This window comes from Mesorhizobium sp. M0854 (assembly GCF_040319815.1).
GTDB lineage: Bacteria > Pseudomonadota > Alphaproteobacteria > Rhizobiales > Rhizobiaceae > Mesorhizobium.
Genome location: NZ_JAMYOL010000048.1, coordinates 1 through 21,543, shown reverse-complemented (window position 1 = coordinate 21,543; position 21,543 = coordinate 1). Strand labels below are relative to the sequence as shown.

The following is a 21,543-nucleotide window of genomic DNA, read 5'->3' as shown; positions in this document are numbered from 1 at the left end:
CCGACAAAACCGACCAGAGCTTCAATGCCATCATTCATCTCGCTGCTGCCGTCATCAACTCCAAATGAATCTCAACAAGCCCTAGTCCAAAGCCTGGACGTGCGTCCCGTCGACATCTGTGACGAGCACAAGTTTCGGCGAGAATGCGCTGGTGCCGTCGTGCCGACGACCTTGACTATCGTCCGCTTTCCGGGCGGATGGCATCGAATTGGGTGGAAAGGGCGATCATGTCGTTTTGTATTTTCTCTCCGCAGATTGAACCGCCGGTTGTCACGTTGTGATTATGCTTTTGCCTGCCTGTCTGTGCCCTTCATAATGGCCAAAGAACCGGATTCAGAAGCATGCTCACAACGTAACAACGAGAGAAAATAAATCTTCCACATGGTCATCAGCTCTTCTGGAAACGGCTTCATGAGATGTTCCGGGTCGGGGTCGTCAGCCAGGTCATGTAGTCTTCGGGCGTCAGAATCACCGGCATACGGATGTGGATCGTCGCCATGAGCGGATTCGGCTCACAGGTCAGCAGCGTGAAGGTGCGGATGTTGTCGCCGGTAGCGCGTCGCGCCAATCCTCCCAGAGCGCCGCCAAGGCGAACGGCTCGCCCGACTTCATCGCAATGGCATAGGGCTGTTTGTTCTTGCCGGTGCCGAAGATGTCCTTCCATTCAAAGAAGCCGTCGATCGGCATCAGCGCGGCGTGACTGATAGGCGGCTTTGAACATGCCGCGCTGCGCTTCGAGCCATGATAAACGTGGTCTGCATGGGCAGCCACAAGCATCAGAAGGGAGAAGCGCAGCGACGTATCATGTGGGATTGGATGTGTCAGTGAAAGAGACCGCCATTTGCATTGGACGAAACAGGCCAGATTTGCCGCCAGATTTGCCGCGAGATAAAGGTGGCGAACCATCCGGAGGATCTGGCACGGGTGCTCAAGGAGCCCAGCTGGTGGGTTGAGCGGGTTGGGCTTGACGCGGGCCCTTGTCGCAGTGGTTGTTCGAAGGCCGGCCAGGGCCGGCCTGCCGGTGATCTGCATCGAGACCCGCCACACCAAGGCATTTCCTTAAGGCGCAGGTGAACAAACTGACCGCAATGATGTCCCGCGGCATTGCGCAGATGCGCAGATGATGCGAGTCAACCTGTTTCGCCCGGTGCATGTGAAAACCCTGACGAGCCAGAAGCGCCGGGCGCTGCTGACCGCCCGCAAGCTCTTGCAGGAAAAGGCCATTGCCGTTGAGAACGATCCCCGCGTCTTGCTACCGAACTTCGGAGCGGCTGCATCTCGCGTTCGAAGCCGCGCGGCTTGCATTCGGCGTACGGGACACGCACATCGCGGATTCCTGCCTACATGCGTGAGCCGGTCGCGGGGCTGCTCGACAAGGGCTTGGCGAGGACGCTCGCGAAGTTGCTTGATCCCGGCAAGCGCGTGCCACTGCCGAAGTCGCCCGCGCCGTCGAGCGACACGATCTATCTCACGGTCGTGGACCGCGACTGCACGACGCCACACTTCTGACTGAGCAGCGACGGCTGATCGGCACAGGCGGCCCGACATCCCCCCAACCCGGACGCCTGCCGCCTGTGCCAGCCCCCAAGCCATTGCGAGCATCTGCGCACGTGGCCAAATTGTCGTTAGCCTCGCATCCGAATACTTATCCGGGCGTACATATCTCGCTCTTGCAGCGCTCTTGCAGCGCTCTTGCACGCCGTCCTTTGGCTAATTTCGGACGACCTTCGTCAGTCCATCAAAAGCACCACAGCGGGGTGCAGCTTCTTCAGATTCGGCAATGATTTCGATTGCCAGGGTATGTCTGGCGTTCCACGCACGACGAGTCGAACATCGGGGTGCTTGCGCACCTCGATGGTAAATTTCGCGAGCAGGTTGATGCCGGAAGAGTTTAGAAAGTGAAGATCCTTAAGATTGAGCGTAATGGAAGCGGGTTTCGAGGCAAGAACACTGGTCGCCAAAGCCGTGATAGGCGCACCGGCCTCGGAACTGGCAAGCCGCATTGCACCGTCGAAGAAAATTTCGCTTCCTTCAGTCCACACACGATAGTCGTCTGTCTTGATTTCCATAGCCTGGCTTCGTTTCTTCTAGTTGTGAATTTGCGAGATCGGAATGGAGGCATATGTCTCCACGCAGATCCGATCGCTTTCGTCGGCGGCGCTGAATATCCAAGCCAGGCGTGCGCCGTAGTCACTCATCAGCGTCAGCAATCCAAGTCCGGAGCCTCCTACGTCGGGGTTTGCGGCATTGGCTTCAATTCGCTGTATCAGCAGGTCCATGGGGTCGCCAACCGTGATGTCCGCCAGGAGACTTTGGAACTCAGACGCATCTTCACCATCGACGTCATTCGACACTTTCAGCTTGAAGCACTCCGAATCCATCGACGCCTCGATCAAGATCTCACCCGGTGCGCGAAACTTGACGGCATTTTCGATGAGTTCGTTGACCAGATATCCAATGCTGTGCCGCACTTCCATGTAATCATTGCGGGACGACCGGAAGCGCAATGCGAAAAGATCGGCAATGAAGTCCGAGGTCGTGGCACAATGACGCCAACTCAAATCGAGAGGTCCGTCGAACAGCCGCACGCGACTGACGCTCTCCTTCATCCCGATTGCAACGTCAGGGGTCCCGAACAGCGTTGTCATGGCTATGTGTGCCTTATGATCACGAGGGTGATGTCGTCGTGGATCTTCTGGATCCCGATATGGGCCATGAGATCCTCGATGATCCCGGTTTTGATTTCCTCGGCGCTCTCGCCTTGACGTTTTCGTGCGCTCTGGCAGAGGCGCTCGAACCCGAACAGCCTTCTGTCTTGGTCTTCCGCCTCGGTCACACCGTCGGTGTGCAGCACGATCACGTCGCCACTGCCGAACAGGATGTCGCGCGTGGCAATGAACTTCGAGATGTCATTCTCCAGGCCAACCGGCAGACCCAGATCCATCGTGTCGATGCGTTCGACGTCCCCGTCCGCACGCACGACGAGAACGTCCTCATGCTGGCCGGATAGCGTGACCCGCTCATCCTCGAAGTCAAGGAAGGCCAGCGAGAGATGCTTGCCGGTGTTCGTCCGCTCGATGTTCTTGTAGATCGCTCTGTTCAGCCGATCCAGAAACTGGTGCGGATCCGCCTCGTTGGTCTCCTGCAGCGCGCGTGCAACAGATTGGACCATCAGCATCAGCACGCCGCTCTCGAGACCATGACCGGTCACGTCGCCGATGCCGATCTTGACCCGTGACCCGTTCTGCAGGACGTCATAATAGTCACCGCCGACCTCGTCGGCCGGCCGCATGTAGGCCGCGATCTCCAGCCCCGGAATCGCTTCGAGTTCGAATTGTTTCGGCAGGACCATCATCTGTATCTGCCTGGCGACCGCGAGTTCGGCGCCAAGGCGGACATTCTCGTCCTGCAGCTTTTCGTTGAGTGCGGAAATCTCCTGATTGGCGTCCCCGAGTTCCCTGGTTCGTTCGTCGACGAGTTGCTCGAGGTTTTCCGTGTGAAAGCTGATCTGCTCGGCCATCCGGTTGAAAGCGATTCCTGCCGCTCCAACCTCGTCGCGCGTCGGAATGTTCACGCGGACTGAATAATCTTTGGACTGGAGCCGCTGGGCGGCGCTGGCAAGCGCCCTGAGGCCTGCGGTGATCCGCTTCGAAATTCCGAGCACGGCCGCAAAAACAATCAGAAGCGAAACGGCGATCGCCGCGATCTGAAACAGCAGGATACGATTGGTTGCGCGAGAAATACTCTCCTGCGCGGCGAACAGGGATGCATAGATCTCCCGTTCGGGAACGACGATCCCGACCGACATCGTTTCGGACTTGATCGGTCCTGAACTCCACAAATTGGTCGGCTTCAATCTCTTGAGGACAACAATGTAGGGAACGTGTTCGCCCTTGTTGTCGAGCATGATATGCTGAATGACACCGTCATTGTTCTTGTCTAGAGGCAGTGACGCGATAGCCGGCTGCGTACTCCCCCGCAGAGACCTTTCCAAGCCGGTGACGCCCTGCGTGCCCGCATCGCTCGATGAAGTCAGGCCGATGATCGCCTGGCCCGACGGATTGATCGCCACCACGTTGCCAGTCGACATAGTGAGGAAGCCGAACCCGGTTTCAGCGATCTTCACCCTTTCGACGACTTTCGCGAGTTGATCGAGAGTGATGTCTGCTCCCGCCGTACCGGCGATACCGCTGCGATCGCGCGTCCATAGCGGGTGGAAAAAGCTGACGATCAGCTTTCCCGTGATTGCATCGGTGTAAGGCGCTGTCTGGGTAATATCGTCAGGGACCGGACGTGAGGCTGGATCCCTGGCCCATTGCTGCCATGAACCATAGATTCCTGGAAAGAAGAACTCCCAGAATTCCGCCTTGTTGTGGCCTGGATAGAGTCGGTCGAAGGTCTGTGCCTGATCCGTATACGGTACCGTCCGGAAGATCGGCCGTTCTTTTGGACCAATATAGTACATCTGCAGTTTGGACGACCCGCTGGCCATGAGAGTCGGCGCGACGAGATCGATCAGGGTACTGTCTTCTATTTCCTGCTGAACGCTGGGCAGCGGACTGTGGTCGGCGCCCAGCAGGTAGCCCCAGACGCTTACCACGGAAGGCGCGCCCGGCAGATTCTGCGCCCAATCGCCCTGCGCGTTGTAGACGACCTTCACGGAGCCCGGCGCCTCATGCGAAAGCGTGGCGCCGACCTGTTGCTGCCTCCTCGGATCGTCGATCTGGGCCTGCAGCACGCCAGCGAGCGCCTTGACGTCCCCGTGAACCCGATCGAGCAGCAGGTCAACGCTCAACGCTGTCGACTCGGCATAGGAACGAATGTATTCCTGGTTTGCGTTCGTCAGGCCCTCACCGACTTCCGAGGTGGCGTCGCGCGACAGCTTTTGAACGTTCCAAAGCGCCAGACCACCGCTCAGCAGGAGGTCGAACAGTACGGCGCCGCCAACGACCAATACGAATTTCGCTCGAAAGGAGCGCAGGCCGAAGCGCGGTGTAGGCTCGTTATCGGCTTTCATTGTGGCCGTCGCCCCGATGCGACCCAGATCGGCCACCCCGCATAACCCTTCGGGTGGAGCGCAGCGAAAATGTGATCCTGGAAGCCCTGCCGGAACCGTGCGACGAACTCCGGTCCGTCACCGCGTCTGCTCGCCATCTCCCCGGCATAGACATCCGCCCAGGCCGCAATGACGTCGGCGAAGTCCTGCGGATCGCCGTCCAGGTTAGTGACCATGAAGGTCTCCACAAGGATGTCTTCGAATCCGGCTTCCACCAGGTATCGCCGACTCTTGGGCCCAAACTCGACGTCCATCTCGAAATGCCCGAACAGCTTCGCCACCTCGTCGTAGGTCCAGCGAATGCTTTCGGCGCGCGGCTCGCCGAGGCAATGCGAATTCTTCTCGTTGGTGATATAGACCCGACCGCCTGGCTTGCATATGCGGTAGAGCTCCTTGAGGATGAGTTCAGGTCGATTGAAGATTTGAAGCGAATGTCGGCAAGTGACCAAGTCGAACTGCGCTTCGTCGAGCAGCATCTCCGACGCATCGCCATAGGTGTACTCGATGCCCCGGATATCGAACTCCCGCATCACTTGTCGAGCATAGTTCAGGCTTGACATGGAGTGGTCGAGGGCGACGATCCGCGATGGCTGGAACTCCTTCTGCGCGAGCACGGCGAAATCACCGATCCCGCAACAGATGTCGGCCATGACGATGCCGGGCCGCATGCCGTGTCGCGGCAAGATTGCGCGCTCGTGGCGCCAAGTCATCTTTGTCTGAGTGCGCAGGATCGGTACGAACCCTCCTTCCTCGAGGAAGCCCTGCCCCGGATAGAATTCGGTGTCATACTCCTTGACCGTTATGTTCGGTTCTATTCCGCTGAGGCGACCGAATTTTCGCGAGGTCCATCCGACGACGCTTGATGTGATGACCACAAATTTGAGATCGGGTCGAGCGCGACAAGCGTCGATGATGATCCTCGATAAGGTGTGAAACGCAGCGTTGTTCATCTGCGTCAGGCGCCTGACATTGACGTAGAGAACGCCGCGCACACGGCCAATCGCATCGCGAAGCAATGCTATCGCGGGCCCAAGCTCATCGATCGCCTGAGGCCGGACCACTCCCGATATGGAGAACTCCTGGTTGTTCGCGTCGTATTGCGCCTTGAAGCGCGGGAGAAGGTCGTAAGGGTTCAATTTTGAAAGCCCTCGAGCGGAAGATCCACGACAAGCTTGATTGCATCGCCGTCGGCCTCCTCGGTCCAGAGTGTCGCGTTGTAGTCGACAGCCAGTTCCAGGAGTACGACCTCGCGGCTAGGCGCGAGATCCCCAGACAAGGAATTGAGGTATCGTTCTCTGGCCTCTATTCCAGCAACTTGCGATACGGCTTCTTCGTAGAATTGGCGCTCCTCCGGCACACAAGGAATTGTCAACTCGATCCTATCCGTCGCGCCATGGCGAGACACCCTGCATGCCAGTTCGCCTTCGGCATGGCGCGTACGAAAGGCGACTTCCAGCAATTCGTTGAAGGCAGAGGAAAAGAGATTTGCATGATGGACCGAGTCTGACCTGTTTTGACTGATCATCCGGGCCATGTATGTCGAGACATAATCGCAATGTTTCCAAGCGGAGACAAAAGCTTTGATTTCGAAGTCGATCTGGATCATCGGCTCAAAAGTCGGCTCGCCAGTCAGATCATGATGAACGGGTCCCATCGGCATCCTCACTTGTTCCATCAGTATTGAGCCTCGCGGGCCTCCGCGAAGAAAAATTTCACCGCGCCTTGATGAGTCAGTCTCGCACCCACTTGAAGATATGCACGGTATCTGCCTCGATCGTTCTACAAATCTCGACTTCACCGTTAACAAAGGTGCAAGGCGCTAGAGCGCTCGATTTGATTCCTCCCTCGCTCGTACCACCCTCAGCGGGGACCGCTTGATGAAATCGCTGATGGCCTCGGCTCCAAGCGGCTTTCCCAGGAAGTTGCCTTGCAGGCAATCGCAATTCTCCTTGATCAGCCACCGTGCCTGTGCCGACGTCTCCACCCCCTCGGCAGTGACATTTATTCCCAGGCCGTGCGCCAGATTCATGATCGATCGCACGATCGTTTGGCTTTTGAGATCGGTCTCCAAGTCCGCAATAAAGTACTGGTCGATCTTCAAAGTATCGAAGGGGAAATTCTTAAGGTAGCTTAATGATGAATAGTATGTTCCAAAATCGTCGAGCGAAATTCGTATTCCCAAGACGTTCAGAGTATTTAAGGTGTCGATATTGTCGATCGTCTTCTCAAGAAGAACCTGCTCGGTTATCTCGAGTTCAAGTCGCTCAGCCCGGATTCCAACTGAGTCGATGATTTGAGCAACCGTATCCGTTAGCGAACCGCTAAGGAACTGAGCCGGCGACACGTTCACTGCGACCGTCAGCGAGGAAGGCCACGTCAATGCCTGGCGACAGGCTTCCTCGAGCACCCATCGTCCAATCTCGTCCATCAGACCGTCCGCCTCGGCGATCGGTATGAACACGCTGGGTGGAATGATTCCGACCTCGGGGTGCCGCCACCGCAGTAACGCTTCGAATCCGATCACCGACGCGGGAGGTCGAATGAGCGGCTGATACTCAAGATAAAGCTCGCCCCGCTCCAGCGCGGTTCGAAGGCTGCGCCTCAGATTCTCGCGTTGCTCGAGCAAGAGCAGCATCGAACGGTTGAACGTTCGAGCGCAACCGCGTCCATCCGTCTTGGCTGCGTAAAGAGCAATGTCGGCGGCTTTCATCAACTGCTCGCCATCGGTCCCGTGCTCCGGCCCGAAAGCGATTCCGATACTCGAGCCGACGAAGACGGGAATGCCGTTGATGACAAACGGCTCCTTGAACGCATCGACAAGCGATCCGGCGAGGCGCTCGGCTTCCGCGGGCTGATCCTTTCCCAATTGGATGACAGCGAACTCATCGCCGGCATACCGATACGCAGATTCGCCGTCCTGCAGCGCGTCGCGGATTCGACCTGCCGCGAGTTGAAGAAGCGTATCGCCTGCTCCATGACCGAGCGTATCGTTGACCGCTTTAAAATCGTCGAGGTCGATTTGCAGCAGGGCGGCTTTCCGCTTTGGTCCGCCGATGGCCGCCAGTGCTTGCTGCAGCCGTTCACCGAATCGCCGCCGATTCTGCAGTCCGGTCAGCACGTCGTGCGTCGCCTGATGGAGCAGAACTACATGCTCCTGCTCTTCCGCCGCGCTCCGCCCGCCGCGTTCCCTTGATTCGATGATTCCCACACCATTTGCAGTGCCGAAGACGAAAACGGACCGGGGCGCTTCGCCCGACGATCGCGGCAGGTCGATGCTTGCCGGAGAGCCGCCCTGGAACACACGAAGAAATTCGTCGCGATATCTCGCATCGAGGAAGCTCGGGTAGATCTCCCAAATGGCGGCACCCGGCACCACCGCGCTCCCATACACGCTTTTGAGCTTAGCTGCGTAGTGCGTCAGACAGAAGTCGCGATCATAGAACGACAAAAGTTCGGTCGTGTTCGCCAAAAGAACAACAAGCAGCGCTTCGGCGGGACGTGCATCGCTTGAGGAAGCCCCCTCGCTCTCCGTGCCCACGCCTGATGCCTCCGGGTGCAATAGCCATCTCCATAGGCGGTGAGAATCCACGTCCCCAGCCCAGAAATAGCATAACTGTCAAGCTTGGCAAACCTGCAAGTCGCAGTCTCAACAACTGCCGCATGCTGCGTAGTGGCAATTTAGTGTTCCGCTGACAGCGGTAACGATGAACAGTTGGTTAATAAATCGGGAATTGGCTATAATTGATGGCGCGGCAGACGCGACCCGAATATTCTGGTCCATGAGGCGGCTGATCTTCCCCGCCCCTTTTTTTGGGTCCGCCCCACTTCAACCATCCCCGATCCTGCACTCAGCTTCCGAGCGCTTTGAGCCAACGTTCAAAGGAAGAGGCCTCCTCGTATCCGGCATGCGAAACAGAGTGGGCGGGGCGCGACAACACCACAGCACTGCGACCTTCGCGGGGGCTGTAACCGAATTCCTTGCTGAAGGCTCGGCTGAAATTAGCCGCCGAACTAAACCCAAAGGCTTCAGCAATTTCAACAATGCGCCGGCTGTCCGCCGGATCGCTAAGCGCAACATGGGCCGCCAGAAGGCGGCGACTTTGTATGTAATGGAGAACACCACCGCTCGGTTCGAACAATTGATAGAGGCGAGAGCGCGAGACACCGAGCGCCCGGCACATTGAATCCGGTGTCAAATGAGCCGCATCCAGATTGTGGTGGACGTATCGACGCGCTCGCTCCATTAGCGCGACACCCGTCAATTGTTCGACGGCCGCAGCCTGTTCCGCCGGAGGCCCGAGGCAGGCAATAATCATGCTGCGAGTTGCGTGCACGATGCGGGGCAAATCGTCAGCCGTGAGGCTCCGCAGTCTTGCTTCTATGCTGTTGACGTAGTCGACCAAGAGGTTGGCAAAGTTGCCGGACAGAATTGAATTGTTCTTTGCATCGAGGGTTGACGCCGCATCTGAGAACAAATCACGCGGCATATACAGAAAGAGACTTTCCGAGTCCGTTACCCTCCCGCGAAACGGGTAGCCAAGCGATCTGATCTCCAATTTGCCCGACTGGTTTTCCGCAACGCGGCGATCGACCTCCGTCCACGACCGGCCAGTTCGTGGCAAGAACATGTACCAGTGATCGATCGAACTGGATCGGAGCTTAGCGGCGGAACGCAAGTAGCTATGTGCCGGCGCGCGCTGTTGAACGATCAGCATGCCACCGAGATTCCAAGCCATGTGATCGGCGGGAAAGCCATCGTCGAGCGATTTGTGATCCGGCAACCTGACCTCGACGAGCGGTGCCATATGCGCCTGCCAAGCGGCGAATTGATCGTCTGGCGCCAGCTCGAGCGTTGAAAAGGGCAGAGGTTCGAGCGCCGGCGCGAGTGATGGAGCATCCCCATTGTGGGGTTGACCTTCGCGCGGCCAACGACGTCGGTCACGGTCTCGCGGCTGCCTCGCAGGGGCCTCGTCTCGCCTCTTGGTGTCCATCGCGTGGTGCCATATCCGAATCGGGTATGTCCCGTGCCCCTCTCAATCATGTGGTGTACCTCAAGCATCTGGCAAGACTAGCCGACTCGAGGCGACTGAAACGGCGATCACGCTGGATTACAGTCAGAAATGCATGCCGAGATAAGTTTCTGGATGGGAAGCTAACGACACTCTTCAACCTGGTGCGTATAGAATCGGGCATCGTGAAAGCGTAATTGAGGGGGGACCGCTGAAATGAACACAAAGCTCAACAGCGAAGGTCGTCGCAAGATAATTCTTGATGGGTACGGTAACAACGAACCGTTGAAAGACATTGCGGCAAAAATCGGATGCTCACTGGGGAGTTTGAAGGTCGCGGCCAGTAAACTCGGTTGCACTCGAACTCCAAAAGAGGCGGCGGAATTTCGGCGCGGATTTCACGTCCCGGAACACAAGCGGCAAGACTACCACCAACTTATGATTTCTGGGCAGTATAAAGCCCGCGAGTGCGCGCTGATTTTGGGACTCTTAACAGAGCAATCATCAGGCAGCAGGTAAACTGATTACAATCCACTGTGGACGATATTATGACTTAAGCATTCCATCGGGTCAGCGGTTCATCAGTAAAAAGCCCGCCGCAAAGCACGGACGGCGGGCCCTGAAGGGTTCGCCCAGATGCTGCGTCGGCGTTTCAATCGCACGTGCCTGAGCCCTCACGATCTGGCTATTTGCGAACGCGTGTTCGATCGGGTCTGCGCGGATGAGAATCTCGACCCTTTGGATCCGGACGCCGAAATCTTGGCGGTGATGGTTGTGGCCATTTTTCGAAATGTTCACACCAGCGAGCCCGAACTGCTAGAGGCGGTCAGGTCTCGTCGGCAAAAAGCTGCGGGAACCGGGCATTGGTACATCTCGCCCAAAAGTGCGCAGCGGTTTTAGTGCAACGAGATCCGGTGTGGGCACTGGCAGCAGTATGTGGGCGTTGAGCATCGCTGCTTAGTCCCCGTGACCAGCTTCGCCGAGCCGAGCTCCTACGCCAAGCGACAAGGACCCGTCAGCCATTCAGCGGAACTATTGATTCGCACTCAATGAGGACCGCCGGCTGTTGTTCTTCGCCGGCTTTGGACGCGCTGGCAGGGCGTTCGCAAGGTCAAAGACGGTCCCGGCCAGTTCGAGTTGTACGGCTTCACGACAACCAAGCCAACGCCCACATCACGCCGATCCACGAGAAGGCAATGCTGGTGATCCTGACCACGCAAGAGGAAACTGAGGCGTCGCTTGCCGCGCCGTGGTCTGTTGTGAAGCGGCTGCAGCGCACCGCACCGGACGGTGCCCTCGTGATTGTCGAGAAGCCCGCCACCGAGATCAAGGTGTCGCAAGGACCCACAGGCGGCCAACTGTCGTTGCTCTAGTTGTCGGTGGGTCTTATAGATGGATGGAGAGCGGGCGCCCCCGCGAAGGGCCGTTTTTACTTGTAAGTTTCCGGCGGATTCAACTCAAAGTAAAATCGCTATCGCGGAATTGTAGCTCGTCAATCTGCCGGCTTTCCGTTCTCATCGACCAGGATGGACATCGAAACGTCGACATCGAATTGAACCTCGGTCTCGCCGGCTACGTCGTCAAACGGAATGAGACGCTTGTCTTCAGAGTCATACGCCGGATTGTCCCAGTCAGGGTGTGTGTAGGACACGCCAGCCGTTATCGTGAGTTGACCCACGACTAAGATTGGGCCGTGTTCTTCAATCGAGCCGAAGCTCGTCAGAGCCCAACGTCTACGGCAATCACTGTCGTCTCGTCGATTTCGGAATCCTCGAAATCTCCGATTAAGCCCCAATTATCGCCGGCCGCGATCAGCTCGTCCATGTGTTCTTCGAGACTCCGATCTCTGGCGCCTTTACCTGCAACCCAAGCTTGGTGAAGAGGTCAGGTACCGACTTTACCACCGCGATATCGGCCTCCGCCACGGCGGGCTTCTCAAAGTCGCCATGTGACGAAAACGACGATTACCGGGTGCGACTTGGGTGCTTCAGCCTTCAAACACTCGAAGATGAAAGATCCGGAACTAATCTTTCTTGCCCTCACCGTTGAAGAAGCCTTCAGAGTTGGCGTACGAAAACCGCCGAGGGTTTCACGTGCTCAAGCTTATGCACGAGCGCCGACACGACCGCCGAAGCCCGGCTTAATTCCGGACAGCGGCAGATAATTCTGAATGGCACAGTGGAATGCACTCAGCAGGAGGAGTAGGGCCCCGTCCGCTTCGAGAGGGCGTGCATAGCCGAAATACTCCTGTGAAACCCGCCGCTTGAACTCGGTGCTTTGCCATGGACCCGTCCTCTGAAAGCCTGGCTGCCCGGTCAATTACCGAACCAACCTATCCGGTCTGACGGGTCCACTCCAGTCGGCGTTCAATTTTGACTCCCCTCTCCTTAATGCGCGCTGACCCCAACGCCTCCCAAGCGGGGCCGGCCATCCGCTCTTACCGACGGGACGCCGTTGCGGAGGCGAAGCTTTGCAAAGCGGGTGTCGCTGCTCTTCGGTCACGAGCCGGTCCATGAGGGCGAAACCCTTTCCAAGGCGATGATCGAGACTGTCGAACGGCTGACCCGCTGCCCGGCTGCCGGAGCTCGTGCCGGCCGCCCCAAGGAGCGAATCCATCAAAAGGAGTGAAATCCTTAGTCGTTCCTTCATCGATCTTTGCTTAAATATTTCCATGGAATGGGGTGCCCGTATCTTGAGGCGGTTTATCCGCTGTCTCCGACCAGGCATCGGCAGGAGCGGCAACGTCGCTACTATTTTTGCCCTGTCTTTGCCGATTGTTGTCGGCGCAGCGGGCCTCGGTGTCGAGACTTCCTTTTGGTACTATAGCAGCCTTAAGTTACAGGCGGTGGCGGATGCGGCGGCCTATGCTGGCGCTTTGGAAAAAGTCTCGGGATCCGACAAGTCGACGATAGTCTCCGCCGCGACAACGTCAGCGACCACGAACGACTGGAGGCCGTCAACCGGCACGATCGAAGTCTTCACGCCCCCGTCCTCCGGCCCAAATGTCGCAAAAAGGGCTGTCGAGGTCATCGTTGATCAGACCCTCGATCGGTTTTTTACCTCGATCTTTACGCAAAACGCGGTTAGCGCACAGGCAAGAGCGGTGGCGCTTATCACTGACGCCTCAAAAGCCTGCGCTCTAGCCCTCAATCCTTCCGTTCCGAGAGCGGCGCTGTTTTCGGGCAGTTCGACCATAAAAATGACGGGCTGCTCCGTGATGTCCAACTCCATAGCCGCGGATGCTATCAAGCTTCACGGATCAGCAAGACTTCAGGCCGACTGCCTGATATCGGCCGGCGGTGTTTCGTTGAGCAACCCTGTGACGACCGTTTGCGCCAGCCCGATTACCCAGGCCTTACCCGCCGGTGATCCCTTTATCGACCTGCCGACGCCACCAGCCACAACTCCCTGTCAAAACTCGAAATTGTCGACCCTGAACCCCGGGACATACTGCAGCGGGCTGAGCCTGAGCGGCAATGTTGGCCTCTCGCCCGGCGTGTACGTCATTCAAGGCGGTGATTTCAAAGCGAACTCGAACGCGAATATTTCCGGCGACGGTGTCATCATCTATCTGGCCGGCACGTCGAGCGTCAGCATGAACGGCAACGCCACCGTCAAGCTTAGCGCACCGACCAACTCTACATGAGGCTATTGCTGCACTTCTGAACCGGGCGGCTCGCGGAGACATTGTTTCGATCAAGGCTGCAATAGAACGGGTCCGTGTGACTGCGCCTAATCTGCGGGCATCTGACGAAGAGCTAACTGAGGCTATCCTTCAGGTAGCTTCCGCCACTGGCCTGTTCGTGTGTTTCGACGGCCGGGAGTAGCTCTCAGCCCGCGCCTCATTAATCCGCCTAACGTTCCCGCCCAGCATTCCAGGAATTTTGCCCATTGTGGCTCCGCAAGAGCGGGCGCGCCGTCCTGCTTGATCTTCGTGATTAGCAGGAACAAATCTTCTCTCCAGAAGGTTCGGACCTGTTCGCATGCAGGATCGAGCATGGTTGAGGTCGACAGAAGGAAACAGAAGGTTATTGCCGACCTCGTACGACGGTGGGTCACGTCAGAAGCAGTCCGCAACTACCTTCGCAGAGCGCTAAATCTTCCGGTAGAACAGGAGCTGCCGGACGAGCATAAGTCTTTGCTCGATGAAATTGATCGGGCCGACAAACAGTGACCCCATGGCAATCGGGCAGCTTATCCTTGGTAATATCGACCAAGGCTTTCACCGCCTCTTGTTTTGCAGCTTCGACGTCCCGAGGGATCGGTACCCTCAACGTCAAGGAAGACTTTGCCAGTGTCGGTGAAGTCGAAGAAATAGCGCGGCATCCATACAAACACAGTAACGCGAGAATGGGCGTGACCTGACGTCCAATGATATCCGCGACATTTGGTTAAAAACGTACGCGGCCAGACTCATCGCCCTGATCCGCTTAGAGTTACTTCCGAAAGGAGTGCTCTCATGCTGCCATTGCCCCACGCCGTCGATCCAAAGGTAGTTGCTGAGATCAATACTCTGCTAGCCCATCACGCCGGGGCGGTACCGGTCCCCGTTCACAAACTCGCGGCGGTTGTCCGGCTGCGCCTCAAAAGCCATCTTTCCATCGCGACTATCGAGGAGCTGATCGTGGACGAAGCCGAGTGTCGCCATCTGCCCATGCTGTTCGAACTGCCGGGAACGGAAGCGGCTGTAGTTTCAACTGCTCTGAGTCGCGCGACTTGAAGGTTAGGGGCTCGGGCATTCGGATCTGGCAGGGGAGCCCACCCCGCGTCCGCCCCAATGGTGACAGCCTATGACCAGCAGCAGCTCAACTAGTGGTACTGCCTATCCTGGCGACCTGATTCTGTTGAAGCAGGTCTTTGATCGTGTATGCGTCGAGCAAGGCATTCCGGTAGGAAGCGAGCAGGCGGAGCGCCTGAGCGTGAGCGCAATGGCACTCTTCTCGGACGGCGAGTTCGACGAGGCCGTTCTCTATGAACACCTTCGGTTTGTTGCCCGCTCCCTGCCGAGAAGGGACCGACCATGACCCACCATGATTCGGATGGTCGGCGGGTTCGTGCCGCCCTACTTACCCCTCATGGCAACCCATTGGTTCGTCCCTCCGGTGTTCGTGAAGACTGAAACCGGTGACAGGCATGGCTGCGACAATGCGAGGGCAGCCCTTGAGCAGCTCAAGACGTGGACCCGCAGAGGACCTCGCTGGCACAAGGCGGTGACCCTCTGCTTGTCAGACCTGGAGGGCGATCCGATTGACCCTCAGGTGGTACGAAGGGCCTTTGAGGCTGCCGCCAAGGAAGCCAAGATGTATCTTTCCCCGCGTAGGACGAGGGGAAGATTTCTCCCAAAGATTCCGTGGTTTATTCAGTACGATTCGAACATTGATTTCTTGGAGAAGTGACCCATAAGGTAGCCGCTTGGGTTCTCGCTGAGGTGAGAGGCCTTCGGATGAACGTTCTGACGAACTGCCGACCCGCAAAGTGACGGCCCATGAGCTTATTGAACAGCTGATTTTACAAGCCCGGCGCGGCCAAATTATCATCATCTCCGTCAAAGACACTATCGCGGCGGTGCGCCGTGACGGCCACATCTGGTGGTAAGTGACTGCGAGCTGGTCGCTCTTGTTGTTGATGTTGCCCCAGCCTTTGGCCTGTTCGTCGCGTTCGATCTTCGGGAATAGCCGCATGGCTCTCCACTGGTTGCCCCCGCCCAGTCTACGTCAGAACCAATACTCCCGACCGGAGCTGGCCGCAGAGAAGTCCTTCTCTAGATTCCGCCTATGGCAATCCTTTGGTTCTCACCTCCGGTGTACGTCAAGACGGATCATGACGGCTTCCGCTACGGGGTCCACCACGTTGAGGCTGCGGCCGAGGAACTCGTCTTATGGACCAAGCGTGGCCCTAAGTGGCAAGAGGCGGAGCGCGCCTGTGTGGAAGCCATGAGCGGCAAGGTGTCCCCCCAACAGGCCCGTGACGCGTTCGAAGAGGCTCCCAACGAGGAGGGCATGCTCTTTCCTGATTAGGAGTTCTCATGGCTCGCCACTGGTTCAACCCTCCGGTCCACGTCAGGACCGGGCGCCCAGGGGAAATCCGCAACGTCAACAACGCCGAGACAGCCGGCGAGGAGCTGATGAAGTGGAGCAAGCGTGGCCCTCGCTGGGACCTCGCGGTGCGCGTTTGCATGGCCGTGATATTCGACGAGATGGAACCTGAGGAGGCTCGTAAGGCATTCCTGGCTGCTGCAAAAGAGGAGGGGACATTACTTCCCCCAATGACAACCAGCTAACTTGAACTGCGGTAAAGGTTCTCTGACCTCTGACCAACACCGCCTTCGCGAAAGGAGCCCGCCGCCCGTGAGAAAGGCAACGGAGCCCCACAGCGGCTGCCAAACTCTAAACCCGCGAGGGCCTGCGTTGTTCCTTACAACCTGGGTTGGTCGGCAGTCTGGTTCCGCTCCAATTTCCCTGTATGGCTCTCCATTGGTTCAACCCTCCAGTCTATGTCAGGAGCGACAGACCTGGCATCCGATACGGGTTAGCCACGTCGAGGGTGCCGCCGAGGAACTCATGAAGTGGACCAAGAAGGGACCTAAGTGGAAGCTGGCGGTGCTGTCCTGCATCGACGCCTTTGAGGACCAAGTGTCACCCGAGGATGTCCGTAGGCCTTTGACGACGCCGCCAAGGAGGAGGGGCATGCTCGTTCTGGAGTAGGAAGCGGCGTGATACCGCGCCGCTTGGCGACGTTCATACCCCACGCTCTGAGGCTCGACCATTTCTTGCTGAGCACAAGCAGTGAATGAGCCGCCTCATAGAGGGCCGTGCGGGCGAGCTCGTCACCGCATCGGCTCACCTTGCCCTGAAAGTCCGTCTCGCCAGATTGGTAGCGTGCCGGGGTCAGACCCAGATGCGCGCCGACATCCCTCGATCGGCGAAAGCGGTCCGGCTGATCGACCGTGGCACGAAAGGCGAGCGCGGTGATGGGTCCCACACCGGGCACGGACATGAGGCGCCGGCAGACTTGCTCCTTGCGGGCGATATTGAAGACCTGCTCTGTCAGTCGCCCGAACTCGCGCAACATCGTTGCCACGATCGCCAGAAGCGGCTCGACAAGAACGTTTGGGGCGGGGCGGGACGAAGAGGTTGCGGAAGGCTGACAAGGTCGAGACGAAGCGTTGCAGGCCTCCCGGCGATCGGACCCCCTCCATCATCCGCTCCCGTTTTCGCGGCGGCACATGGGAATTCTCCGCTCTGTTGTTCAACCCCTTGTGCGACCGGTGCTCGACGTCCGGCATCACCTGTCGCTTTGCCGCTCCATACGAGCGCAGCTTGTCGGTGATCATGCGCTTCGGCGCGAGCCCCTGCTTCTTCAACAGCCGCGTCAGCAAGCGCTTGGCGGCTTTGGTGTTGCGGCGGTTTTGCACGATTTCGTCCAGCACATATCCATCCTGGTCGACGGCGCGCCACAACCAAAGCTTTTTGCCGGCGATGGTGACGACCACTTCGTTCAGGTACCAGACATATTCCGGCACGGCGGCTTGCGGCGCAAGCAGCGAGCGTAGTCCGGCCCGAACTTGATGCCCCACCGGCGAATTGTCTCATACGAAACCACGATGCCGCGTTCCAGCAGCATTTCCTCACCCAGGCGCAGGCTCAGCGGAAACCGGAAATAAAGCCAGACCGCGTAGGCGATAATAGGCGGCGGAAATCGGGGGGCGTGTAGCTGACGGCGGGCGTATTCATGCCCCCCGGCGTCCATGTCGCAAATCTTGGCGATTGGTTTGTGTGACAAGCCCGCCGCAGGTCTCAACGCGTTCATATGCAGACAATGTGAAATCGCCCTATTCCGCCTTTTTTTACCGCCCCTTAAGTCCCTCGCTCGCATGCTTGTCGATGCCATTGAACTCATAGCCATCGGCCAAGGATTTGGAAAATATGTTTCCTCTCGCAGCAGAAACCGTGAGAGTCGCTGTAGGCCTAACGTTAAGGGGCTGGGAGAGAGCGGTTTGATTGGACGAAATGTGTACCGGAGTACCGAGTCATGAAGCCACGAGGTAATCTGGTCCGACTGAAGCAATTTCAGGTGAATGAGAAGCGGCGACAGTTGCAGCAGCTAGACATGATGATTGCCGATTTCGAACGCATGGCGCGAGAACTGGACTTCCAGATAAACGCCGAGGAAACGAAGGCCGGCATCTCCGATATCAATCATTTCGCTTATCCGACGTTCGCCAAGGCCGCCCGCCTACGTCGTGACAACCTCAAGAATTCGCAATCGGACCTTCTGCGGCAGAGAACCACAGCCGAGCCATGCCTCGCCGAGGCTGAAGCAGAGCTCTCCAAGGCGCAAATGCTAGAATCGCGCAGCGGCAGAGGCCACGACCTCGAACCCGGCAACCGAAGCGCCATGATCGGCTGAGCCGGACGGCTTCAGCGCGCCTCAATTCGCGACACCCGACTGGCCGTTGGCGCGTGTGTCGCCGCAGCGTGACAGCCGTCCCGGCCAGCTATCGCTGCATCAAGCCGCTGAAACTTTACAGTGCCGGGCGCGCTGCTACCTCAATTTCCTTACCGCTCAATCAATGTGACAGCACCGATTCTTCTCAACCGCGGCATGCCCTAAATCGTCACTTGCGTTCCGATCTCGACGACGCGTCCGGTCGGGATCTGGAAATACTCGGTCGCATCGGCCGCCGTGCGCGCCAGCCCGATGAACAGCTTGTCCTGCCAGACCGGCATGCCGGAATTGGGCGAGGCCTTGAGAGAGCGCCGCGACAGGAAGAAGGACGTCGTCATGATGTCGAACTTCCAGCCCTGTTTGCGGCAGATCGCCAGCGCACGCGGGATGTTGGGCTGCTCCATATAGCCGAAGGTCAGCGTCACCCGCATGAACAGCTCGTTGACCATTTCCATCTTGACGCGCTCGCTGTCGGGCACGACAGGCTGCGGCGCAGTCACCACCGAAAGGATGACGTTCTGCTCATGCAGCACCTTGTAGTGCTTGAGGCTGTGCATCAGTGCCGTCGGCGCGCTCAGCGGATCGCTGGTCAGGAACACCGCGGTACCCGACACCAGATGCGGCTTCTTCTTCAGCAGATTGCCGGCGAGGAAATCCAGCGGAATCTCGTTCCGGCGCGTCTTGTCGAACAAATAGCGGCTGCCGCGGATCCAGGTCCACATCGCCAGCACAATGGTGAAGGCCACCGCCAGCGAAGCCCAGCCACCTTCGAACACTTTGACGATGTTCGAGGCAAAGAAGCCGATGTCGATGAACGCGAATACCACTGTCAGGGAGATGGCCAGCCAGAGCTGCCATTTCCAGATGCGGCTCATGATCACGTACAGCAGCACCGTCGTCACCAGCATGTTGCCGGTCACCGAAATGCCGTAGGCTGAGGCAAGCTTGCTGGATTCGCCAAAGCCGACCACCAGCAGCATCACCACCAACGCCAGCAGCATGTTGACGCGCGGCATGTAGATCTGGCCGGACTGTCTTTCCGACGTATGTAGGATTTCCAGGCGCGGCAGCATGTTGAGCTGCACCGCTTGCCTGGTCAGCGAGAAAGCGCCGGAGATCACCGCCTGGCTGGCGATGACGGTCGCAGCGGTGGCGAGAACGACCATCGGAATAAGCGTCCAGCCTTCGTTCATCTCGAAGAAGGGATGACCGACCACGCCGTTTTTCGCCAGCACGAATGCGCCCTGCCCGGCATAGTTCAGCAGCAGGCAAGGGAACACGATTGCCAGCCAGGCGAGCACGATGGGCTTGCGGCCGAAATGGCCGAGGTCGGCGTAGAGCGCTTCGGCGCCGGTGACGGCGAGGAAGATGGCGCCGATCGTCACGAAGGCGACGTCGGGTGAATTGATCAGGAAGGCGACGATATAATGCGGGCTGACTGCCAGCAGGATTTCCGGATCGGCGATGATGTGGTTGAGACCGGAAAGGCCGATGGCCAGGAACCAGACTGCCGTGATCGGGCCGAAGATCAGGGCGACGCCGCCGGTTCCAAACCGCTGTGCCGAAAACAGAATCGCCAGGATGACCAGCGTCAGCGGCACCACATAAGGCTGGAAGGTCGGCGTGACGACGTTCATGCCTTCGACCGCCGACAGCACCGAGATCGCCGGCGTGATGACTGCGTCACCAAAAAAAAGCGAGGCACCGACTATGCCGATGCCGAGGATCACCGCCGAGCGGGTCGGGAAACTGTTGCGCGCCAGCGCCATCAGCGACAGCACACCGCCCTCGCCGCGATTGTCGGCCCTGAGCACGAACATGATATATTTGATGGTGACGATGATCGTCAGCGACCAGATGATCAGCGACAACACGCCGAGGATGTCGCCACGGTTGGCGACTTCGCCCCCCGACGATGCCACCAATGCCTCGCGGAAAGCATAGATCGGGCTGGTGCCGATATCGCCGTAAACCACGCCGAGTGCGCCCAGCATCAGCACCTTGGTGCTGTGCTGCTCGACCTCAGAATGGCTCGATTGTTCGACGGGTTCTGCCTCGTTACCAGCATTGGTAAGGGCCATGGACGACACTCCGATAAGCGCGCGGTGCTCTACGCTTGCTGCACTGCAATATCAAGTGCCGTCACGTAATGGCTCCGTATGCGGACCGCATTTGTTGCCCCACCGGCGGATTGTCTCATACGAAACCACGATCCCCCTCCAGCGCCATTTCCTCGACCAAACACAGGCTCAAGGGGAACCTGAAGGAGAGCCAGACCGCATGGGCGATGATCTGCGGCAGGAAACGATGGCGCGTGACGCTCAACCTGCCCGACCTCAGCTGGAGTTTGCGACGGAACCGGGAAATATGCCGGACCAAGCTGACTGGTGACACACGAACGCATTATTGTCTTCCGGTCTGGCGGCAACAGTATCGGCAGGACGGCAAAGCTGACCGGCTGCTGCAGCGAAGCGCAGGTGAAGCGCGTCTGGGCTCGACATCAGAAGGAAAGCGGGAAGCAGGAAATGCTGTCGCAAAAGTTGAGCTCTGCGACGGTGCAAAAGTCAGTTGCAAATCGTCGCGACAGAGGCTCGGCAGCTCCCCGAAGTAGCCATTTCAGATTGCTTGCAGGTGCGGATAAAGTCCTTTATGCATCGGCACATGATCAAGTCCGCGCTCATCGCTGCAATCTATTATGCGACGCTTCCATAAGGAGCGGCGCGTTTCGATCATGCCTTGAAACAAGCCGCCGTCAGGCGGCTTTGTTCATTGAGAGGACCCCCTGGCGGCAATACCAGGAGGATTCCCTATGGCACTTCCCGATTTATCAACCGGTCATTCCAAACGTAAGCGCTATTTTCGCTGCACGTTGATGCGGGCGCTTTCGACGGATGGCCTTCGAATCGGGAACGGTATCTGGTCTGATCAGGCTGCTGTTGCTTTGTCGAAGTTGAAGGGCAGCAGATCCTCGATGGCTGCGTTCTCGGGGCGCTGAGGTAGTTCAGTGAGGACGTGGCGCAGCCACGCTAA

The 21,543-nt window shown here is 58.2% G+C and carries 23 protein-coding genes and 5 pseudogenes; 14 read left to right on the top strand and 14 right to left on the bottom strand.

The genetic code is table 11. The features are described from left to right. Window positions 1-281: 281 nt before the first annotated feature. Window positions 282-724: pseudogene (locus NKH99_RS31380) on the bottom strand (SOS response-associated peptidase); the annotation flags it as partial. Window positions 725-755: 31 nt separating this feature from the next. Here NKH99_RS31380 and NKH99_RS31375 point away from each other — a divergent pair. Next, window positions 756-1,285 (top strand): annotated as a pseudogene (locus NKH99_RS31375) (transposase); the annotation flags it as partial. Window positions 1,286-1,344: 59 nt separating this feature from the next. After that, a complete protein-coding gene (locus tag NKH99_RS32875; RefSeq protein WP_502900133.1) occupies window positions 1,345-1,509 on the top strand; it encodes a hypothetical protein in 165 nt (54 codons plus the stop codon). Window positions 1,510-1,730: 221 nt separating this feature from the next. Here the strand turns inward: NKH99_RS32875 and NKH99_RS31370 are convergent, their stop codons facing one another. From NKH99_RS31370 to NKH99_RS31340, 7 genes are all read right to left on the bottom strand, one after another. Then, on the bottom strand, window positions 1,731-2,069 hold the full coding sequence (locus NKH99_RS31370; RefSeq protein ID WP_352542257.1) for a slr1659 superfamily regulator: 339 nt from the start codon (window positions 2,067-2,069) through the stop codon (window positions 1,731-1,733). Window positions 2,070-2,087: 18 nt separating this feature from the next. Beyond that, window positions 2,088-2,648, bottom strand: coding sequence for a slr1658 superfamily regulator (locus NKH99_RS31365; protein ID WP_352542258.1), 561 nt, complete (start codon window positions 2,646-2,648; stop codon window positions 2,088-2,090). Window positions 2,649-2,650: 2 nt separating this feature from the next. Next, entirely contained in the window at window positions 2,651-5,017 is a 2,367-nt protein-coding gene (locus tag NKH99_RS31360; RefSeq protein WP_352779585.1) for a SpoIIE family protein phosphatase, read from the bottom strand. Then, window positions 5,014-6,192 carry a methyltransferase domain-containing protein gene (locus NKH99_RS31355; RefSeq protein WP_352542260.1) on the bottom strand — a complete coding sequence of 393 codons (1,179 nt, stop codon included), beginning with the start codon at window positions 6,190-6,192 and terminating at the stop codon, window positions 5,014-5,016. Before NKH99_RS31355 ends, NKH99_RS31360 begins: the two co-directional genes overlap by 4 nt. Further along, window positions 6,189-6,731 carry a ubiquinone biosynthesis methyltransferase UbiE gene (locus tag NKH99_RS31350; RefSeq protein ID WP_352779588.1) on the bottom strand — a complete coding sequence of 181 codons (543 nt, stop codon included), beginning with the start codon at window positions 6,729-6,731 and terminating at the stop codon, window positions 6,189-6,191. The genes NKH99_RS31355 and NKH99_RS31350 overlap by 4 nt, the downstream gene beginning before the upstream one ends. Before the next feature lie 144 nt (window positions 6,732-6,875). Further along, window positions 6,876-8,525: a putative bifunctional diguanylate cyclase/phosphodiesterase gene (locus NKH99_RS31345; protein WP_502899677.1), complete on the bottom strand. Its 1,650-nt coding sequence runs from the start codon at window positions 8,523-8,525 to the stop codon at window positions 6,876-6,878. Window positions 8,526-8,904: 379 nt separating this feature from the next. Further along, window positions 8,905-10,047: a helix-turn-helix domain-containing protein gene (locus NKH99_RS31340; protein ID WP_352779592.1), complete on the bottom strand. Its 1,143-nt coding sequence runs from the start codon at window positions 10,045-10,047 to the stop codon at window positions 8,905-8,907. 234 nt (window positions 10,048-10,281) lie between these two features. Here NKH99_RS31340 and NKH99_RS31335 point away from each other — a divergent pair, with 234 nt between their 5' ends. Further along, window positions 10,282-10,584: a hypothetical protein gene (locus NKH99_RS31335; protein WP_352779594.1), complete on the top strand. Its 303-nt coding sequence runs from the start codon at window positions 10,282-10,284 to the stop codon at window positions 10,582-10,584. Window positions 10,585-10,635: 51 nt separating this feature from the next. Here NKH99_RS31335 and NKH99_RS31330 read toward each other — a convergent pair whose 3' ends face one another. Next, window positions 10,636-10,863, bottom strand: a complete 228-nt coding sequence (locus tag NKH99_RS31330; RefSeq protein ID WP_352779596.1) for a hypothetical protein — start codon at window positions 10,861-10,863, stop codon at window positions 10,636-10,638. Window positions 10,864-11,261: 398 nt separating this feature from the next. On the opposite strand from NKH99_RS31330, the gene NKH99_RS31325 reads away from it, so the two are divergent. Further along, on the top strand, window positions 11,262-11,438 hold the full coding sequence (locus NKH99_RS31325; protein WP_352779597.1) for a hypothetical protein: 177 nt from the start codon (window positions 11,262-11,264) through the stop codon (window positions 11,436-11,438). A 119-nt stretch (window positions 11,439-11,557) separates the two neighbouring features. Here the strand turns inward: NKH99_RS31325 and NKH99_RS31320 are convergent, their stop codons facing one another. Continuing rightward, window positions 11,558-11,743: a hypothetical protein gene (locus tag NKH99_RS31320; protein WP_353017700.1), complete on the bottom strand. Its 186-nt coding sequence runs from the start codon at window positions 11,741-11,743 to the stop codon at window positions 11,558-11,560. A gap of 803 nt (window positions 11,744-12,546) precedes the next feature. Here NKH99_RS31320 and NKH99_RS31315 point away from each other — a divergent pair. From NKH99_RS31315 to NKH99_RS31280, 8 genes are all read left to right on the top strand, one after another. After that, window positions 12,547-12,693, top strand: coding sequence for a hypothetical protein (locus NKH99_RS31315; RefSeq protein ID WP_353017698.1), 147 nt, complete (start codon window positions 12,547-12,549; stop codon window positions 12,691-12,693). A 43-nt stretch (window positions 12,694-12,736) separates the two neighbouring features. Continuing rightward, window positions 12,737-13,711: a pilus assembly protein TadG-related protein gene (locus tag NKH99_RS31310; protein ID WP_353017696.1), complete on the top strand. Its 975-nt coding sequence runs from the start codon at window positions 12,737-12,739 to the stop codon at window positions 13,709-13,711. 351 nt (window positions 13,712-14,062) lie between these two features. Next, window positions 14,063-14,239 (top strand): hypothetical protein, encoded by a 177-nt coding sequence (locus NKH99_RS31305; RefSeq protein WP_352610258.1) that lies wholly within the window; start codon window positions 14,063-14,065, stop codon window positions 14,237-14,239. 285 nt (window positions 14,240-14,524) lie between these two features. Continuing rightward, window positions 14,525-14,785: a hypothetical protein gene (locus tag NKH99_RS31300; protein ID WP_353017694.1), complete on the top strand. Its 261-nt coding sequence runs from the start codon at window positions 14,525-14,527 to the stop codon at window positions 14,783-14,785. 70 nt (window positions 14,786-14,855) lie between these two features. Further along, complete coding sequence (locus NKH99_RS31295) at window positions 14,856-15,089, top strand: hypothetical protein (protein WP_353017693.1); 234 nt, start codon at window positions 14,856-14,858, stop codon at window positions 15,087-15,089. A gap of 6 nt (window positions 15,090-15,095) precedes the next feature. Then, a complete protein-coding gene (locus NKH99_RS31290) occupies window positions 15,096-15,461 on the top strand; it encodes a DUF982 domain-containing protein (protein WP_353017692.1) in 366 nt (121 codons plus the stop codon). 405 nt (window positions 15,462-15,866) lie between these two features. Then, window positions 15,867-16,082, top strand: a complete 216-nt coding sequence (locus NKH99_RS31285; protein ID WP_353017691.1) for a DUF982 domain-containing protein — start codon at window positions 15,867-15,869, stop codon at window positions 16,080-16,082. Between the two features lie 8 nt (window positions 16,083-16,090). Then, complete coding sequence (locus tag NKH99_RS31280; protein ID WP_352779610.1) at window positions 16,091-16,345, top strand: DUF982 domain-containing protein; 255 nt, start codon at window positions 16,091-16,093, stop codon at window positions 16,343-16,345. Between the two features lie 434 nt (window positions 16,346-16,779). Here the strand turns inward: NKH99_RS31280 and NKH99_RS31275 are convergent. After that, window positions 16,780-17,169 (bottom strand): annotated as a pseudogene (locus NKH99_RS31275) (transposase); the annotation flags it as partial. A 3-nt stretch (window positions 17,170-17,172) separates the two neighbouring features. Continuing rightward, window positions 17,173-17,814: pseudogene (locus tag NKH99_RS31270) on the bottom strand (IS6 family transposase); the annotation flags it as partial. A gap of 282 nt (window positions 17,815-18,096) precedes the next feature. Between NKH99_RS31270 and NKH99_RS31265 the strand changes: the two are divergent. Further along, window positions 18,097-18,474, top strand: coding sequence for a flagellar export protein FliJ (locus NKH99_RS31265; protein WP_352451800.1), 378 nt, complete (start codon window positions 18,097-18,099; stop codon window positions 18,472-18,474). A 200-nt stretch (window positions 18,475-18,674) separates the two neighbouring features. Here NKH99_RS31265 and NKH99_RS31260 read toward each other — a convergent pair whose 3' ends face one another. Both NKH99_RS31260 and NKH99_RS31255 read right to left on the bottom strand, forming a co-directional pair. Then, window positions 18,675-20,594 carry a potassium transporter Kup gene (locus NKH99_RS31260; RefSeq protein ID WP_352779612.1) on the bottom strand — a complete coding sequence of 640 codons (1,920 nt, stop codon included), beginning with the start codon at window positions 20,592-20,594 and terminating at the stop codon, window positions 18,675-18,677. A gap of 84 nt (window positions 20,595-20,678) precedes the next feature. Further along, window positions 20,679-20,853, bottom strand: a pseudogene (locus NKH99_RS31255) (IS6 family transposase); the annotation flags it as partial. Window positions 20,854-20,900: 47 nt separating this feature from the next. Here NKH99_RS31255 and NKH99_RS31250 point away from each other — a divergent pair. Continuing rightward, window positions 20,901-21,386, top strand: a complete 486-nt coding sequence (locus NKH99_RS31250) for a hypothetical protein (RefSeq protein WP_353017689.1) — start codon at window positions 20,901-20,903, stop codon at window positions 21,384-21,386. Window positions 21,387-21,543 lie beyond the last annotated feature (157 nt).